The 16,940-nt window shown below is 71.7% G+C and carries 13 protein-coding genes, 1 tRNA gene and 1 other RNA gene; 11 read left to right on the top strand and 4 right to left on the bottom strand.

What is annotated here, in order from left to right; genetic code table 11:
* Positions 1-160: 160 nt before the first annotated feature.
* From ACIPY8_RS12445 to ACIPY8_RS12435, 3 genes are read left to right on the top strand one after another with little or no spacing between them, the layout of a single operon-like run.
* Positions 161-1,525, top strand: a complete 1,365-nt coding sequence (locus tag ACIPY8_RS12445; protein ID WP_400818575.1) for a multidrug effflux MFS transporter — start codon at positions 161-163, stop codon at positions 1,523-1,525.
* A 30-nt stretch (positions 1,526-1,555) separates the two neighbouring features.
* Complete coding sequence (locus tag ACIPY8_RS12440) at positions 1,556-2,185, top strand: phosphatase PAP2 family protein (RefSeq protein WP_400818573.1); 630 nt, start codon at positions 1,556-1,558, stop codon at positions 2,183-2,185.
* A 28-nt stretch (positions 2,186-2,213) separates the two neighbouring features.
* Positions 2,214-2,813 (top strand): GNAT family N-acetyltransferase, encoded by a 600-nt coding sequence (locus ACIPY8_RS12435; protein WP_400818570.1) that lies wholly within the window; start codon positions 2,214-2,216, stop codon positions 2,811-2,813.
* Positions 2,814-2,948: 135 nt separating this feature from the next.
* Here ACIPY8_RS12435 and ACIPY8_RS12430 read toward each other — a convergent pair.
* A tRNA-Ser gene (locus ACIPY8_RS12430) sits at positions 2,949-3,036 on the bottom strand.
* Positions 3,037-3,132: 96 nt separating this feature from the next.
* On the opposite strand from ACIPY8_RS12430, the gene ACIPY8_RS12425 reads away from it, so the two are divergent.
* On the top strand, positions 3,133-4,023 hold the full coding sequence (locus ACIPY8_RS12425) for a rhodanese-related sulfurtransferase (RefSeq protein ID WP_400818568.1): 891 nt from the start codon (positions 3,133-3,135) through the stop codon (positions 4,021-4,023).
* Positions 4,024-4,071: 48 nt separating this feature from the next.
* On the opposite strand, the gene ACIPY8_RS12420 is transcribed toward ACIPY8_RS12425, so the two are convergent.
* The 3 genes from ACIPY8_RS12420 to ACIPY8_RS12410 are packed head-to-tail and all read right to left on the bottom strand — an operon-like array spanning position 4,072 to position 8,528.
* Positions 4,072-6,324: a DUF3488 and DUF4129 domain-containing transglutaminase family protein gene (locus ACIPY8_RS12420; protein WP_400818566.1), complete on the bottom strand. Its 2,253-nt coding sequence runs from the start codon at positions 6,322-6,324 to the stop codon at positions 4,072-4,074.
* Positions 6,311-7,525, bottom strand: a complete 1,215-nt coding sequence (locus tag ACIPY8_RS12415; RefSeq protein WP_400818563.1) for a DUF58 domain-containing protein — start codon at positions 7,523-7,525, stop codon at positions 6,311-6,313. The genes ACIPY8_RS12420 and ACIPY8_RS12415 overlap by 14 nt, the downstream gene beginning before the upstream one ends.
* Positions 7,526-7,538: 13 nt before the next feature.
* On the bottom strand, positions 7,539-8,528 hold the full coding sequence (locus ACIPY8_RS12410; RefSeq protein WP_400818560.1) for an AAA family ATPase: 990 nt from the start codon (positions 8,526-8,528) through the stop codon (positions 7,539-7,541).
* Positions 8,529-8,619: 91 nt separating this feature from the next.
* Here ACIPY8_RS12410 and ffs point away from each other — a divergent pair.
* The 7 genes from ffs (at position 8,620) to ACIPY8_RS12375 (ending at position 16,842) form a co-directional block, all read left to right on the top strand.
* An RNA gene (ffs, locus tag ACIPY8_RS12405) (signal recognition particle sRNA small type) lies at positions 8,620-8,716 on the top strand.
* Positions 8,717-8,757: 41 nt separating this feature from the next.
* On the top strand, positions 8,758-9,363 hold the full coding sequence (locus ACIPY8_RS12400) for a rhomboid family intramembrane serine protease (RefSeq protein ID WP_400818558.1): 606 nt from the start codon (positions 8,758-8,760) through the stop codon (positions 9,361-9,363).
* 119 nt (positions 9,364-9,482) lie between these two features.
* Positions 9,483-10,043, top strand: a complete 561-nt coding sequence (locus tag ACIPY8_RS12395) for a hypothetical protein (RefSeq protein ID WP_400818556.1) — start codon at positions 9,483-9,485, stop codon at positions 10,041-10,043.
* A gap of 73 nt (positions 10,044-10,116) precedes the next feature.
* Positions 10,117-12,234, top strand: coding sequence for a phosphate acetyltransferase (gene pta, locus ACIPY8_RS12390; RefSeq protein ID WP_400818553.1), 2,118 nt, complete (start codon positions 10,117-10,119; stop codon positions 12,232-12,234).
* Positions 12,231-13,451, top strand: coding sequence for an acetate/propionate family kinase (locus tag ACIPY8_RS12385; protein WP_400818551.1), 1,221 nt, complete (start codon positions 12,231-12,233; stop codon positions 13,449-13,451). The genes pta and ACIPY8_RS12385 overlap by 4 nt, the downstream gene beginning before the upstream one ends.
* Before the next feature lie 107 nt (positions 13,452-13,558).
* On the top strand, positions 13,559-14,347 hold the full coding sequence (locus tag ACIPY8_RS12380) for a beta-phosphoglucomutase family hydrolase (RefSeq protein ID WP_400818548.1): 789 nt from the start codon (positions 13,559-13,561) through the stop codon (positions 14,345-14,347).
* A complete protein-coding gene (locus ACIPY8_RS12375) occupies positions 14,344-16,842 on the top strand; it encodes a glycoside hydrolase family 65 protein (protein ID WP_400818546.1) in 2,499 nt (832 codons plus the stop codon). Before ACIPY8_RS12380 ends, ACIPY8_RS12375 begins: the two co-directional genes overlap by 4 nt.
* Positions 16,843-16,940 lie beyond the last annotated feature (98 nt).

Genomic DNA, 16,940 nt, shown 5'->3' with positions numbered 1-16,940 from the left:
CGGGCCGAGACCGCGGATGCAGGTCGGGATGACGACATCCGGCATGCATCCGTCGTGCGGGCATGCATCTGAGGTGCCCCGGGGACGGCGGACGGACGCGGTAGCATGGATGCTCCGCTCGAATCGATTCGAGCAGCACCCCCTCTATCCGGAAGAACCTGTGTCTGACGCGCCCCGCACCGACTCCGTCCCGACCGTCCCCACGCCCGAGCGCACCGCGACCGGGAGCATCCGCGTGCCCTCGTCGACCGGAGCGATCCGCACGCTCGGAGCGAATCCGGCGACCGCGCCGATCATGCTGCACCCCGGCGACTCGATCTCGAACGGGCGCCGCGCGCTGTACATCGTGCTGCTCGGCGCTCTGACGGCACTGGGCCCCTTCACGATCGACCTGTACCTCCCGGCGTTCCCGGTTCTCGAGGAGGACTTCCAGACCACCGCCGCGGCCGTGCAGCTGACCCTGACCGGAACCATGATCGGCTTCGCGCTCGGTCAGCTCGTCGTCGGACCCCTCAGCGACAAGATCGGACGTCGCATCCCGCTCATCGCCGTCACCGCGCTGCACGTGCTCGCGAGCGTGGCCGCGGCGTTCGCCCCGACGCTGCTTCTGCTCGGCGGGGCGCGCGTGCTCATGGGCGTGGGGGCCGCGGCCGGTGGCGTCGTCGCCATGGCGATCGTCCGCGACCTGTTCGGCGGACGCCGACTGGTCGTCATGCTCTCCCGTCTCGCGCTCGTGTCGGGCGTCGCGCCCGTGGTCGCCCCGCTGATCGGCTCGTGGCTGCTGACGCTCATGCCGTGGCAGGGCATCTTCATCGTCCTCGCGCTCTACGGCGTGCTCATGCTCGTCTCGACGCTGTTCTTCATCCCCGAGACGTTGCCCGTCGCGCGACGTCAGGAGCGCGGCGGCGCCACGGTCCTGCAGCGCTACCGCTCGGTGTTCTCCGACCGGGTCTTCATCGGCGTGCTCATCATCGGAGGGATGACCTTCTCCGGGCTGTTCTCCTACCTGTCCGCTTCGCCGTTCCTGTTCCAGCAGACGCACGGCCTCGATGCGCAGCAGTACGGAATGCTGTTCGCCGTGAACTCGCTCGGCGTCGTGCTGGGTGTGCAGACCGCGTCGCGTCTCGCCGCCCGTTTCGGCCCGCAGTGGGTCATGGCGTACTCGACCGCCGTCCTGCTGCTCGCGGGCGCGGCGATCATCGTGACCGACCAGCTCGGGCTCGGGCTGTGGGGCACCGTGATCCCGCTGTTCTTCTTCATGACGGCCTGCGGCTTCACCTTCCCGAACGTGCAGGTGCTCGCCCTCGACCGTCACGGCAAGGCCGCCGGCACGGCCGCGTCGGCGATCGGTGCGACGAACTTCGGCGTCGCCGGCCTCATCTCCCCGATCGTCGGATGGATCTCGAAGGGCGCGGGCATCACCGCGACGACGATGGCCTCGGTCATGGTCGGGTGCGCGGTGATCGCGATCCTCTCGCTGTGGCTGATCGTGCGTCCGAAGACCGTCGCGATGCTCGCTCCCTGATCTTCAGCTTCGACCCGGCAGAATGGTCCGATGAGATCGCGAGCGCAGCTGTGGTGGGGAATCGGGATGCTGCTGGCGGCGGCGCTCCTCGGCGCGGTGATCGTCTTCGGCTACACCGAGCCGCCCGGGTTCGACCGCTGGTGGAACAGCGAGATCGCGGAGAACCGTGCCGACTGGATGCTGACGTTCGCCCTCGTGCTGGATCACATCGGCGGCGGCTGGGTCGCGATCCTCGGCGTGCCGCTGCTCGTGATCGTCGCGCTGCTGCTCGCCCGTCGCTGGCGGGGCGCGCTGTTCGCGGCGATGGCTTTCCTCGCGAGCGCCGGCGCGGTGCAGCTGCTCAAGCACCTGTTCGGCCGCGCTCGGCCGGAGGACATGATCGTGGCGAGCGACTTCGGGTCCTTCCCCTCGGGGCACACGGCGAACGCGGCGACGATCGCGCTCGTGCTGTATCTGCTGTTCCCGCGGCTGTGGGTCGCGATCGCCGGCGCGGTGTGGATCATCGCGATGGCGCTCTCGCGCACGCTGCTGTCGGTGCACTGGGCGACCGACACGCTCGGCGGTGCGCTCGTCGGAGCCGGTGCCGTCCTGGTCCTTGCCGCGTGGGTGCTGCCGTGGGCGCGCACCGCGTCGCGGCGGATTCCCGCGCCGATAGGCTGACAGCATCCCCACTCATCGAGGAGTCCCTGTGTCGCGCATCCGCCCGTACCGTCCGTCCGACCGTGCCGCCCTGTACGAGGTGTGCGTGCGCACCGCGGATGCCGGCGGCGACGCGACCGGCCTCTTCACGGACGACGAGCTGTGGGGCGACCTGTTCGCGGTGCCGTACGTCGAACGGCATCCCGACCTCGCGTGGGTGGTCGAGACCGACGACGAGCGCGTGATCGGCTACATCGTCGCGACCGACGACACCGAGGCCTTCTCGACCTGGTTCCGCGACGAGTGGTGGCCCACGCTGAACGCCAAGTACCCGCGCGCCGCCGAGCCGTCGACCCGCGAGGAGAAGATGGTCGAATACGGCTACGCCCAGGCACCGGGTCGCAACGCGAACGCGGCGGAGTACCCCGCGCACCTGCACATCGACCTGCTGCCCGAGACGCAGGGCCAGGGCCTCGGCCGTCGCCTCATCGAGACGCTGTTCGCCGAGCTCACCCGTCGCGGGGTGAAGGGCCTGCACCTCGGGATGGATCCCGCCAACACCGGAGCGGCCGCCTTCTACGAGCGCCTCGGCATGACGCGCCTCCCCGCGGAGCCGGGCGGGCAGAGCTACGGCGTGACCTTCGGCTGACGCGGACGGCGTCTCCGCGAGCGCGTGGGGCGGTGACGGCGTGACTCCGCTCTTCGCTGCGCTCAGGGCTCCCCGAATTCCACAGCATTAGATAAACGTCAAACGGCCCCCGCTTCGCGAGGGCCGTTTGACGTTTGGCGGTGACGGCGGGATTCGAACCCGCGGTTGCTTGCACAACACACGCTTTCCAAGCGTGCTCCTTCGGCCGCTCGGACACGTCACCAGGGAACAACCTGAACAGTCTATCCGATCGCGCCGGATGCCCACGACCAGCCGGCTCCCGGGCCGGGGCGATCGCGGCGCGACGTAGGATCTCCAGGTGGCCACCCCCAAGATCGTCCTCTTCTACGTCTTCACCCCGCTCGCCGATCCCGAGGCGATCCGGGTGTGGCAGCGAGACCTCGGCGAGGCGCTCGGACTGCGCGGACGGCTGCTGATCTCGAAGGACGGCGTGAACGGCACGCTCGGCGGCGACCTGCCCGCGCTCAAGAAGTGGGCCCGGTCGTTCCGGTCGTACGCGCCGTTCCGCGAGGTCGACCTGAAGTGGAGCGAGGGCACGGGGGTGGATGCCGAGGGGCGCAGCGTCGACTTCCCGAAGCTCAGCGTCAAGGTGCGCGAGGAGATCGTGTCGTTCGGCGCACCGCAGGAGCTGCGCGTCGACGAGGGCGGCGTGGTCGGAGGCGGCACGCGACTGAGTCCGGAAGCGCTGCACGAGCTGATCGACGAACGCGGCGACGACGTGGTGTTCTTCGACGGGCGCAACGCGCTCGAGGCGCAGATCGGCCGATTCCGCGGCGCGGTGGTGCCCGACACCGACACGACCCGCGACTTCGTGCAGCTGCTCGACTCGGGGGCGTACGACGATCTGAAGGGTAGGCCGGTCGTGACGTACTGCACGGGCGGGATCCGCTGCGAAGTGCTGTCGAGCCTGATGAGCTCCCGCGGGTTCGGCGAGGTGTACCAGCTCGAGGGCGGCATCGTCCGCTACGGGGAGACCTACGGCGACGACGGGCTCTGGGAGGGCTCGCTGTACGTGTTCGACAAGCGCGGCTCCGTCGACTTCTCGGACCACGCGGCCGTGATCGGCGAATGCGTCGGATGCGGGACCGCCACGAACCGCACGGCGAACTGCCCGGATCCGTCGTGCCGCACGCAGTTCGTGGTGTGCGCATCGTGCGACACGGCGCGCTGCAGCGCACACGCCGCCTGACCGCGCCTCGTCGTCGGTGCCCGGTGCCCGGTGCCCGGTGCCCGGAGCTCAGACGAGCAGCGGGGAGTCCTGGCCGCGCGCCGCGAACAGCGACCGGGGCACGAGAAGCGCCCGCGCGCGTGACGGACGGTCGACGCTGCGACGCAGCCGGGAGAGCACGGCGCCCAGTGCCTCGTCGAGGTCGTCCGCGCGTGCGTCCGTCGGTCGCGCGTAACTCGCCCGCTCGACCGCATCCGTGAGCACGCGCATGGCGTCGGGATCCACGCCGTTGTCGCGCACGAGATCCGCGCTCCGCATGCGCGGCGTCTCCGCATCGGACACCGTCACACCGAGGTCGAGCATCGTGGCGCGCAGCTCCGCCCAGGCGGATGCCGCGTCACCGCGTCGAGCGCGCCCGCGGCGGATCGCACGCTGCGACAGTCGGATCAGGGCGGGGAGCAGCAGCACGACGACGACGCCCAGGGTCGTGAACAGGACGGGAGACGGATCGAGCGTCCGCAGCTGTCCGCCGCCTCCGGCGCCGTCGCCGGCGTCGGGACGCTCGACCTCCGGACCGGTGGTCGCCTCGGATGTCGGCGCCGCGGTGGGTTCGGTCGGGGTCGCCCCGCCGGTGCCGCCGCCCGTGCTGGCCCCGGCGGCGAACGCGGTGGGGACGCCGAGCGACGCGGTCGGCTCGAACGGCACCCACCCGATCCCCGGGAACAGCACCTCGGGCCAGGAGTGCAGCTGGTCGCTCGACACCGAGTACACGGCCTCCTCGCCGCGCATCGTCGTCGTACGCGCCCCGGGGAGGTAGCCCACGACGATGCGCACGTCCATGTCGAGGCTCTGCGCCATGAGCGCGAAGGCGCCCGCGAAGTGGATGCAGTATCCGGAGCGCACGTCGAGGAACCGCGCGACGGCGTCGGCGCCGGTGCCGTCGAAGTCCTCCTCGACGGGGGTCTCGAGCGAGTAGGTGAACTCGCTGCGGAACCACGACTGCAGGGCGATCAGGCGGTCGTAGTCGTTGTCCTCGTCCGCCGTCACGTCGGCGGCGGTCTCGCCGATCACCGGGGGCAGGGCGACGGGTTCGACATCCTGATCGATCGGGAGCGGCGCCGCCGGGGTCGCGCGGATCTGCTCGAGTGTCGGCGTCACCGCGAGCGAGCGCACCGTGTAGTCGTTGCCCGCCGCGTCCGCGCTCCTCGAGGCGATCGTGCGGTTGTCCGGACTGACCCGCCAGCTCGCGGGGATGCCCTGCACGCTCGTGGCCGGGTACGGCACCGGGAGCCATGAGCTCGACATGCGGATCACGCGGATCGAGGTGCTCTGCTCCTCGACGGGGATGTCGGGCCCCCAGTCCTCGGTGCCGAAGCCCTCGCTCTGCGCCTGGAGGTCGCCGCGGTCGGGCTGCCACACCCGCCCGTCGAACTCCGAGAGGGTCGTGAGACGCAGGTACGGCGCCGTGTCGGCGGTGGTCGCGAGCGTCAGCACCTCCACGGGGTTGGGCTGGCGCAGATCGTCGCCCAGCCGCAGGGAGGCGTCGACCGTCACGCCGGTCCCGGTACCCGCGAGCGACGCCGACACGGGCAGCACGGGGGCGACGATCATGGTCGAGGCGAGTGCCGCCGCCCCGACACCCGCGGCGATCGCGGCGGACGAGCGCCGCGGCGCTTCGGGATGCTGCGCGGCGGTCTGCCGGAGCAGCAAGATCAGCAGGACGCCGAGCATCACGAACCACACGATGTTCACACCGCTCACCGTCACGATCATCGGCATCGCGCCGACCACGCCGGTGAGGAGGAACGCGATGACGGCACCGCGCTGCGCGACGAGCTGATCGAGCAGGATCGCCACGACCGCGAAACCCACGCCGAGGATCGCCTGCAGCCCGGGGGAGGCGCCGAGGGGCGCGGAGCCGAAGGTGATCTGCTCGGCGGCCGATGCGAACAGGGTCTGGAAGACCACGAGCGTCGTGTCGGTCGGGATCACGCCGAGCACCGCCGTCTCCCCGGCGACGAGCTGGGTGACGGTCGCCGTCGCGACGACGATCTGCGCGCCGAGCGTCACGAGATCCCGGACCCACGCCGGACGACGCTTGAGGAGAGTGCGCGTGATCATCCCGGTCAGCCCGGTCATCACGATCACCGCGACGACCGTGAGTGACCACGACCCCGGGGCGATGACCGACGTGTACGGCCACATCGCGACGATCCCGGCGGCCGCGGCCATGACGGCGGGCCACAGGACCCCGGGCGGGAGTTCGTGCTCCCGGTGCCATCCGGGAGCAGGGCTGGTCGCCCTCCGTTCACGCCGGGACATCGTCGGCCCCTCGTCGCTCTGCGGGGGTGAGGCCGACCCGTTCGGGGAGCGCGTCCTCCCAGGCCTCGGCGATGTCCTCGCCGAGGGTGGCGACGCGCCAGCCGTGCGGCGCGGCGGCGTCGGCGGCGCCGGGCTGCGGGTCCGTCGTGAACAGCATGGGGGCGGCGGCTCCGGAGGGGCGCAGCAGCGCGGCCTCCTCCTCGTCCAGACGCCCCGTGATGTACACGAGCGGGCCGGGGGGAGTGCCTCCGACCAGCGCGGCGAGCTCGCGGGCCTCGCCGCGCGGCGTCACGAGCGCGAGCGCCACGAGCAGCCCGTCGCGGTCGTCCTCGTGTCCGCGCAATGTGCCGAGCAGCGCGCCCGTGGTGTCGATCACGTCGACCCCGTAGCCCTCCTGCATCAGGTGCACCGCCGCCGAGGCGCACAGCGACACCGCGGATTCGAAGGCCGGATCCGCGCTGTCGCCCTGAGCCTCCCACCGGGACGCGCTGCGGTCGAGCACGACGAGCGCGTCAGGACTGGACTCCTCCTCCTCCTGACGCACCATCAGCTGCCCGCGGTGGGCGGTCGCCCGCCAATGGATGCGGCGCATGCTGTCGCCGGGGACGTACACGCGCGGCGACAGGTTGTCGCTCCCCTGGCCGAGGCGGCTCGAGGACGTCTGCGCCGTGCCGCCCGCCGCTCCGACGCGCACCGCGAGCGAGGACAGTGTGAACACCTCGGGCACGACCGTGACCGTGCGGGTCTCGCCGAACGCCTGCTCGCGCTGCGCGAGACCGAAGGGGTCGACCGTGCGCAGCAGGAGCGGCCCGATCGGCCATACCCCGCGTCGGACGCCCGTGATGAGATAGCTCAGCTGGCCGGTCTCGGGCGGGTACTCGCCGGCGGCGTCGCCCGAGACGGCGTCGGGGAGCACGTCGCGCCACAGGCCCCGTGGCACCCGCAGGGCTCGCAGTGCGACCCGCAGGGTCACGCGCGAGGTCTCCGACACCGTGAGCAGGTCCGTCGAGACCTGCCGCGTCACGGAACCCGAGCGGCGGGGCGCTCGCACCACGACCACCGCGAACAGGGTCAGCGCGAGCAGCAGGAAGCCGACGTACAGCAGCACCGCCGCGCCCAGCAGGTTGGCCGCGACGATGCAGCCCGTCCCCGCGATGAGCGCACCGGTGCCCCGCAGGGTCAGCGTCCGGCGGCGGGGCATGGCGGCAGACCGATCAGGTTCGCGCGGCGACCGGGACGCGGACCCGCTCGACGATCTGCCGCAGGGCGGATTCGACGGGCTGGGCGCCCGCGCGGTGGGCGCCGCGTGCCGGGAGCAGGCGATGGGCGAGGACGGGCGCGAGCAGCGCCGACACGTCGTCCGGGATCACGAAGTCCCGGCCGTCGAGCGCCGCCCAGACCTTGGCGGCCCGGATGAGCTGGAGGGTGGCCCGCGGGCTCGCGCCCAGATGCAGGCTCGGGTCGGAGCGCGTCGCCTGCGCGAGCGCGACCGTGTACTCCTCGATCGCCGGCGCGACGTGCACCGACCGCGCCCAGGCGATCAGCGCCGTGATCGACGCGGCGTCCGCGACGGCCGTCACCGACGACAGCGGGTTGACGGTGTCGCGCTGACGCAGCATCTCGGCCTCGGCGGCGGCGTCGGGATAGCCCATCGAGATGCGCATCATGAACCGGTCGCGCTGAGCCTCCGGGAGGGCGTACGTGCCCTCCATCTCGAGCGGGTTCTGGGTCGCCACCACGAGGAACGGATCGGGGAGCGGATGCGTCGAGCCGTCGACCGTGACCTGTCCCTCCTCCATCGCCTCGAGCAGGGCGGACTGCGTCTTCGGAGACGAGCGGTTGATCTCGTCGGCGATCACGATGTGCGCGAACACAGCCCCGCGTTTGAACTCGAACTCGCGGTCGACGGGGTTGTAGACGCTCACGCCCGTGACGTCTCCCGGCAGCAGATCGGGAGTGAACTGGATGCGGCGCACGGTGGCGTCGACGCTCGCGGCGAGAGCGCGGGCGAGCATGGTCTTGCCCACGCCCGGCACGTCCTCGATCAGGAGGTGGCCCTCGGCGAGGAGGCACACCAGGGCGCTGCGCACCGCGTCGGGCTTGCCGTCGATCACACGCGAGACCGAGTCGACGATGGCCGAGGTCTGCGCGGCGAACTGCGCGGCGTCGGTCACGGGTGGTCTCGGGGGCGGGTTCTCTGGCATGCGTTCCCTCTCGCGTGGGCGCAGCGGTGCGCGCGTGAACCGATCGTAACCCGCGCGGCAGGGGTTGCGCCCCGGATCGGCTAGACTGGTCCACGGCTCTCCGCGTGGCGGCATCCAGGCCAATTCCCCCAGGGCGGAAACGCAGCAAGGGTAACCGGGCTCTGCTGGGTGCGCGGAGGGTCACTTTCTTTTTCAGGGTCTTCCGGGGCGCGCCTGCCAGGATCGAGACGTGACGAGCCCCGACGCGACCCGCACCGCCCCGCGACCGAGCGCCCTGGGGCGCTTCGCTTCGCCGGTCCTCCTGCTCGCCGCGATGTGGATCGTCCAGGCCGCCGACGCGATCCTCCCCGGATCTTTCACCGGCTTCGGCCTGCGCTCCTGGGACCTCGAGGGTCTCACCGGCATCCTCGTCGGTCCGCTGCTGCACGCGAACTGGCAGCACCTGATCGCCAACTCGGTGCCGCTGCTCGTGCTGGGCTGTCTCGTCGCGGTCGAGGGCGCTCGCCGCTTCTGGGTCGTCACCCTGCTCTCCGCGGTCGTCGGCGGACTCGGCACTTGGGTGCTGAACGCCCCCGGCACCCTCACGGTCGGCGCCTCCGGTCTCGTGTTCGGGTACTTCGGCTACACGGTGCTGCGCGTCTTCGCGCCCGGGCGGGCGTCGCATCGGATCCTCTACGCCGTGGTCGCGGTGATCGTCATCGCCCTGTACGGCGGGTCCATGCTCGCAGGGGTCGTGGGGGTGCGCGAGGGCATCTCGTGGCAGGCGCACCTGTTCGGCGCGATCGGCGGAGGGCTCGCCGTCTTCCTCGGTCGCGGACGGTCGCGGGCGACATGAGCGGCACGACCAGGAACCGCCGCACGCGCAGACCCGTGAGACGACGTCCGACGTCGCGCTCACGTCGCCGACGGATGTCGCCGCGCCGGCGGGCCGAGCGGCGGGCGCAGCGCAGGCGCGTGCTGCTGCGGATCGTGCTCGCCGTCGGAGTCGTGGCGGCGGTGGCGGTCGCCGGCATCCTGATCCCGCTCGGACTCGCGCACGAGAAGCCGATCGCGATCTGTCTCGGCGACCCCGCGACCTACCCTGCGGCGGGAGTCGCCGGATGGGAGGGCGAGCAGCTCGACAACGCCGCCACGATCATGCAGACCGCGACGGCACTGGGGTTCGGGCGGGACGGGCAGATCCTCGGCGTCATGACCGCGATGGGCGAGAGCAGCCTGCGCAACATCGACTACGGCGACTGGGAGACGTCGGGCTTCACGAATCCCGACGGGACTCGCACCACGAGCATCGGCCTGTTCCAGCAGCAGGACTGGTGGGGGAGCGTCGAGCAGCGGATGGATCCCGCCACCGCCGCGACGCTGTTCTACCAGCGCCTCGCCCGGGTGCCGGACTGGCAGAGCCTCGACCGCTCGCTCGCGATCCACCGCGTGCAGATCAACCTCGACCCGACGTACTACACGCGCTACGCCGAGGATGCGGTCGCGGTGGTCGACGCGATGTCCGAGCCCTGCTGACCCGCGCCGGCGTCGGGCGGTTCTCACGACCGACGCCCATGCCCGCGCGGTGAGGTGCACCTAAGCTGGAGGCGTGGCGCAGAGCATCTACATCACCTCGGCCGAAGGCCATACCGGCAAGTCCACGATCGCCCTCGGCGTGCTCGATGCGCTCATGAGGGTCACCCCCCGGGTCGGCGTGTTCCGCCCGATCGCCCGCTCGGTCACGCAGCGCGACGAGGTGCTCGAGCTGCTGCTCGCCCACGACGGCGTGCAGCTCGCCTACGACGACTGCATCGGCGTGACCTACGACGACGTGCGCGACGACCCGGAGCGTGCGCTGTCGACCATCGTCGCCCGCTTCAAGGCCGTCGAGGCGCAGTGCGACGCCGTCGTCATCATCGGCAGCGACTACACCGACGTCGCGAGCCCCGCGGAGCTCGGCTACAACGCCCGGATCGCCGCGAACCTCGCCACCCCCGTGCTCCTCGTGCTCAGCGGGCGCGACCAGCAGCGCCAGGCCGAGCAGCTCGGCACGACCACGGCGCGCACCCCCGCGGCGGTCGGCCAGATCGCCGCCCTCGCGCTGTCCGAGCTCGAGGTCGAACGGGCCGAGCTGCTGGCGGTGGTCGTCAACCGCGCCGACCCCGAACGCCTCGCCGAGGTCGAGTCCGCGGTCGCGGCGGTGCGTCCGGCGCGCACGACCCCGGTGTGGGCGATGCCCGAGGACCGCACCCTCGTCGCGCCATCGATCCGCGGCATCCTCGCGGCCGTCGACGGCCGACTCATCAAGGGCGACCCCGATCGTCTGGCGCGCGAGGCGCTCACGATCGTCGTCGCCGGCATGTCGATGGTCAACGTGCTCCCGCGGCTCACCGAGGAGTCGGTCGTGGTGATCCCGGCCGACCGCACCGAGGTGCTGCTCGCGACGCTGCTCGCCGACGCCTCCGGCACGTTCCCCCGGGTGTCCGGCATCATCCTCAACGGCCCGTTCCCGCTCCCGGAGCCCATCGTGCAGCTGCTCGACGGCTTCCCCTCGACCGTGCCGATCATCGCGACCGATCTCGGCACGTACGACACCGCCGTCCGGGTCATGGGCACGCGGGGACGCATCTCGCCCGAGTCCCGCGCCCGCTACGACCGAGCGCTCGGACTCTTCCAGACGCACGTCGACATCACCGAGCTCACGACGCAGCTCGGCCTCGCCGAGTCGACCGTGGTCACGCCGCTCATGTTCGAGTACGGCCTGATCGAGCGGGCACGCGCCGACCGACGGCGCATCGTGCTGCCGGAGGGCGACGACGACCGCATCCTCCGCGCCGCGGCCACGCTCCTGGCGCGCGAGGTGGCCGACCTCACCATCCTCGGCGACGAGGCCGCCGTGCGCGCGCGGGCGATCGAGCTCGGCGTCGACATCGACCGCGCCGACGTCGTGAGCCCGACCGACCCGGAGCTCGTGGAGCGCTTCGCCGCGGAGTACGCGCGGCTGCGCGCCCACAAGGGCATCACGCTCGCCCAGGCCGCCGACACGGTCACCGACGTGTCGTACTTCGGCACGATGATGGTGCACCTGGGACTGGCCGACGGCATGGTCTCGGGAGCCGCGCACACGACGGCGCACACCATCCGTCCGTCGTTCGAGATCATCAAGACCAGGCCGGGCGTGAAGGTCGTGTCGAGCGTGTTCCTCATGGCGCTCGCCGACCGGGTGCTCGTGTACGGCGACTGCGCGGTGATCCCCGACCCCACGGCCGAGCAGCTCGCCGACATCGCCGTCTCGTCCGCGGCGACGGCGACGCAGTTCGGGATCGACCCCCGCATCGCGATGCTGTCGTACTCGACGGGGGAGTCCGGCTCCGGCGCCGACGTCGACAAGGTGCGCGAGGCCACGGCGCTCGTGCACGAGCGCGCCCCCGAGCTCCTCGTGGAGGGTCCGATCCAGTACGACGCCGCGGCGGACGCCGCCGTCGCGAAGGCCAAGCTCCCCGACTCCGCGGTCGCCGGGCGCGCCACGGTGTTCGTGTTCCCCGACCTGAACACGGGCAACAACACGTACAAGGCCGTGCAGCGGTCCGCGGGCGCCGTCGCGATCGGTCCGGTGCTGCAGGGCCTCAACAAGCCCATCAACGACCTCTCGCGCGGCGCGCTGGTCGACGACATCGTCAACACCGTCGCGATCACCGCGATCCAGGCGCAGGGGGCCTCCGCATGACCACCATCCTCGTCATCAACAGCGGATCGTCGTCGCTCAAGTACTCGCTGATCGACATCGAGGACGAGCGGGAGCTGGCGAGCGGTCTCATCGAGCGGATCGGCCAGGACCTCAGTCCTGTCGCGCACACCGTGCGCCCGGACACCTCCGGCGACGCCGTCACGACGATGGTCGACGCCACGTACGAGGACGAGCGGCGGGTCGCCGACCACGACGAGGCGTTCGCGGTCATGCTCGCGCAGTTCGCGGAGCACGGCCCCTCGCTCGACGAGCATCCGCCGGCCGCGGTCGGCCATCGCGTCGTGCACGGCGGGGCGCGGTTCTACGCCCCGACGCTCGTGACGCCGAACGTCGAGGAGCAGATCGCGGAGCTGTCGATGCTCGCGCCGCTGCACAACCCGGCGAACCTCGCCGGCATCATCGCCGCGAAGGCGGTGTTCCCCGACGTGCCGCACGTCGCGGTGTTCGACACGGCCTTCCATCAGACGCTCCCGCCCGCCGCCTACACGTACGCGATCGACGCCGAGCTCGCGGCAGAGCACCGGGTGCGCCGCTACGGCTTCCACGGCACCAGCCACCAGTTCGTGAGCGCGGCCGCCGCCGCGTTCCTGGGCCGCGATCTCGGCACGCTCCGTCAGCTCGTGTTCCACCTCGGCAACGGGGCCTCCGTCACGGCGATCGACGGAGGACGCTCGGTCGAGACGTCGATGGGCCTGACGCCGCTCGAAGGACTCGTGATGGGCACCCGCTCGGGCGACCTCGACCCCGCGGCGCTCGTGCACCTGTCCCGACGCGCCGGCTACTCGATCGACGACCTCGACACGCTGCTGAACACCCGCAGCGGGCTGCAGGGCCTCGCCGGACGCAGCGACATGCGCGACATCCTCGCCGGCCGCGAGAGCGGCGACGCCGCGGCGACGCTGGCGTTCGACGTGTACATCCACCGCCTGCGGGCGTACGCAGGCGCGTACATCGCCCAGCTCGGCGGCGTCGACGTCATCTCCTTCACCGCCGGCGTCGGCGAGAACGCCGCGGCCGTGCGCGCCGAGGCGCTCGCGACGCTGGGGTTCGCCGGGGTCGAGATCGATCACGGCCGCAACGTCGAGCGGCGCCGCGGCATCCGCCGGATCTCCACCGATGCCTCGCGTGTCACGGTGCTGGTGGTGCCGACGGACGAGGAGCTCGAGATCGCCCGACAGACGTCGCGGATGCTCTGACGCGATCCGCTCGTTTGGGGGTTACCGGCCATCGCCGTGCCGCACTACGCTTGCACAGTGGCACGGAGAGGTGCCGGAACCCCTCGTCCTTCTCCCTGGAGGTTTCTGTGCCCGACGCACTGCCCGATCTGCTCCGCGCCGACGGCGTCCTCTTCGACCTCGACGGCGTGCTGACCCCGACCGCCGAGGTGCACATGCGCGCCTGGAAGCACGTGTTCGACGAGGTCTTCGCGCAGTGGGGCATCGAGCCGGCCTACACCGAGGCCGACTACTTCGACTACGTCGACGGCAAGAAGCGCTACGACGGCGTCGCGAGCCTCATGCAGAGCCGCAACGTCGAAGTGCCGTGGGGCGCGGTCGACGATCCGCCCGAGGCCGAGACGATCTGCGGGATCGGCAACCGCAAGAACGCGGCCTTCGCGGCGTCGCTGCGCGCCGAGGGCATCGCCCCCTTCCCCGGCTCGCTCGCCCTCGTCGAGGCGCTGACCGCCGCCGGCATCCCGCTCGGCGTCGTGTCCAGCTCGAAGAACGCCGAGGAGGTGCTGGGCGCCGCCGGCATCCGCGACTTCTTCCGGATCGTCGTCGACGGCGTGGTCGCCGAGCGCGAGGGCCTCGCCTCCAAGCCCGCCGCCGACATGTTCCACGCGGGCGCCGTCGCGCTCGGCGTCGACCCGCAGCGCAGCGTCGCGGTCGAGGACGCCACGTCCGGCGCCGCCTCCGCGGCCGCGGCGGGCTTCGCGACCGTCGTCGGCGTCGACCGCGGCGCGGGAGCCGAGGCGCTCCTCGCCGCCGGGGCGACCGTCGTCGTGGGCGACCTCGACGTGCTCCTCCCGGCATCCGCTCCCTCCCCGACCCCCGCACCCGCCTCCGACTCCGACCCCGAGGAGACCGCATGATCGACCGCGACCGCTTCCCCGTCGACCCCTGGCGTCTGATCGAGACGCGCTACTCCGAGGAAGGGGTGGGGGAGACGCTGTTCGGCGTCGGCAACGGCTACCTGGGTCTGCGCGGCAACCACATCGAGGGCCGCGGTGCGCACGAGCACGGCACGTTCGTGAACGGCCTGCACGAGACCTGGCCGATCCGGCACGCCGAGCAGGCCTACGGCTTCGCGGAGGTCGGTCAGACGATCGTCAACGCGCCCGATGCCAAGGTGATGCGCGTGTACGTCGACGACGAGCCGATCTCGTTCGACCTCGCCGACGTGCGGGAGTACCGGCGGACGCTCGACATGAAGACGGGCGTGCTCGAGCGCGTCGTCGTGTGGGAGACGCCGTCCGGCAAGCGCGTGCGCATGCGCGACGAGCGCATCGTGAGCTTCGAGCAGCGCCACCTCGCGATCCTCCGCCTCGAGGTCGTGGTGGAGAACGCCGACGCCCCCGTCACGATCTCCTGCCAGCTGCTCAACCGGCAGGACGGCGCCGGCGTCTACGCGGGCACCCCGGTCGAGGCGAAGAAGGGCTTCGACCCGCGCAAGGCCGAGAAGATCGCCGAGCGCGTGCTGCAGCCGGCCGAGCACTGGCAGGACGGCCTGCGTTCCGCCCTGTCCTACTCGGTCGCCGCCTCCGGCATGACCGTCGCCGTCGTCGCCGACCACATCATCGAGACCGAGAACGAGTACACCTCGCGCACGCTCATCGAGGAGGACATCGCCAAGAACGTCTTCCGCGTCCAGGCGAAGGCGGGCGTGCCGATCTCCGTCACCAAGCTCGTGAGCTACCACTCCTCGCGGGGTGTGCCGCCGCGGGAGCTCGTCGACCGCTGCCGCCGCTCCCTGGACCGCGCGATGAGCGAGGGGGTCGACGAGCAGTTCCGTCGTCAGGCCGCCTGGCTGGACGCGTTCTGGGAGCGCAGCGACGTGCGCATCGCCGGACAGGATGCCGTGCAGCAGGCGACCCGGTGGTGCCTCCTGCAGCTCGCGCAGGCATCGGCCCGCGCCGACGGCACCGGCGTGCCGGCCAAGGGCGTCTCGGGGTCGGGCTACAGCGGCCACTACTTCTGGGACACCGAGATCTACGTGCTGCCGTTCCTCACGTACACGTCGCCGCAGTGGGCCCGCAACGCCCTGCGCGCCCGGGTGCACATGCTCCCCGCCGCCCGCCGACGCGCGGCGCAGCTCAACGAGGCGGGGGCGCTGTTCCCGTGGCGCACGATCAACGGCGAGGAGGCCTCCGCGTACTACGCGGCCGGCACCGCGCAGTACCACATCAACGCCGACGTGAGCTTCGCACTCGGCAAGTACGTGCGGGCGACGGGCGACGACGACTTCCTGCGACGTGAGGGCATCGACGTCGCGATCGAGACCGCCCGGCTCTGGGCGACGCTGGGCTTCTGGCGGTCGTCGCACGCCGTGCCGGGGGTCGGCGACCCCACGGAGACGTTCCACATCCACGGCGTCACCGGGCCGGACGAGTACACCACGGTCGTCAACGACAACCTGTACACGAACGTCATGGCGCGCTACAACCTCCGCTACGCCGCGAAGGTCGTCCGCGAGGCGCAGGAGGCGAACGGCGAGGAGTTCGCTCGGGTCGTCGAGCGCACCGGTTTGCTGGCGGGCGAGGCCGAGGGCTGGGAGCGGGCGGCGGACGCCACGTTCATCCCGTACAGCGAGGCGCTCGGCATCCACCCGCAGGACTCGCTGTTCCTCGAGCGCGAGGTCTGGGATCTCGCGCACACGCCCGACGATCAGCGTCCGCTGCTGCTGCACTTCCACCCGCTCGTGATCTACCGGTTCCAGGTGCTCAAGCAGGCCGACGTCGTGCTCGCCCTGTTCCTGCAGGGCAACCACTTCACGCCCGAGGAGAAGAAGGCCGACTTCGACTACTACGACCCGCTGACGACCGGCGACTCGACGCTCTCGGCCGTCGTGCAGTCGATCCTCGCCGCCGAGGTCGGGTACCAGGACCTCGCACGGGAGTACTTCGAGCAGTCGCTGTTCGTCGACCTGCACGATCTGCACCACAACGCGGCCGACGGGGTGCACGTCGCCTCGGCCGGGGGCGTGTGGACCGCGCTGGTGTGCGGCTTCGGCGGCATGCGCGACTGGGCGGGGGAGCTGAGCTTCGACCCGCGTCTCCCCGCGGACTGGCCCTCGCTCTCGTTCCCGCTGCAGTGGCAGGGGTCCGCACTGGAGGTCACGGTCACGAAGGACGAGCTGCGCGTGCACGTGCGCTCCGGGGACCCCGTGCCCTTCACGGTGCGCGACGTCGCCTACGTCGCGACGACGGAGGCCGACGTCGTGGTGCCGCTCGCCGACCAGGGGCCGCTGATCCCCGGCCGTCCGACGCTGCGTCAGTTCGCGGATGCGCGCCGAGAGGACGGCACGCGCCTGTCGGCATCCGTCCCGGTGATCACGACCGCGATCCCGGTGATCGAGCCTCTCGACTGAGCGCCGACCCGCTCGCGCTCCCTTTCGCCGACGCCCCATCCGGCCGCCCACGCCCCATCGTGCGGACGGCGCTCAGGTGGGGCGTCGGCGCGCAGGCG

It is taken from the genome of Microbacterium sp. NPDC089696 (genome assembly GCF_044749125.1).
Classification (GTDB): Bacteria; Actinomycetota; Actinomycetes; order Actinomycetales; family Microbacteriaceae; genus Microbacterium.
Note: the sequence above shows the minus strand (reverse complement) of the source record. Positions and strands in the feature narration are given on the sequence as shown.

Coding starts and splice junctions, on each gene's coding strand:
- ACIPY8_RS12440 (WP_400818573.1), top strand. CDS start 1,556: ATGAGATCGCGAGCGCAGCTGTGGTGGGGAATCGGGATGCTGCTGGCG.
- ACIPY8_RS12420 (WP_400818566.1), bottom strand. CDS start 6,324: ATGTCCCGGCGTGAACGGAGGGCGACCAGCCCTGCTCCCGGATGGCAC.
- ACIPY8_RS12415 (WP_400818563.1), bottom strand. CDS start 7,525: ATGCCCCGCCGCCGGACGCTGACCCTGCGGGGCACCGGTGCGCTCATC.
- ACIPY8_RS12410 (WP_400818560.1), bottom strand. CDS start 8,528: ATGCCAGAGAACCCGCCCCCGAGACCACCCGTGACCGACGCCGCGCAG.
- ACIPY8_RS12385 (WP_400818551.1), top strand. CDS start 12,231: ATGACCACCATCCTCGTCATCAACAGCGGATCGTCGTCGCTCAAGTAC.
- ACIPY8_RS12375 (WP_400818546.1), top strand. CDS start 14,344: ATGATCGACCGCGACCGCTTCCCCGTCGACCCCTGGCGTCTGATCGAG.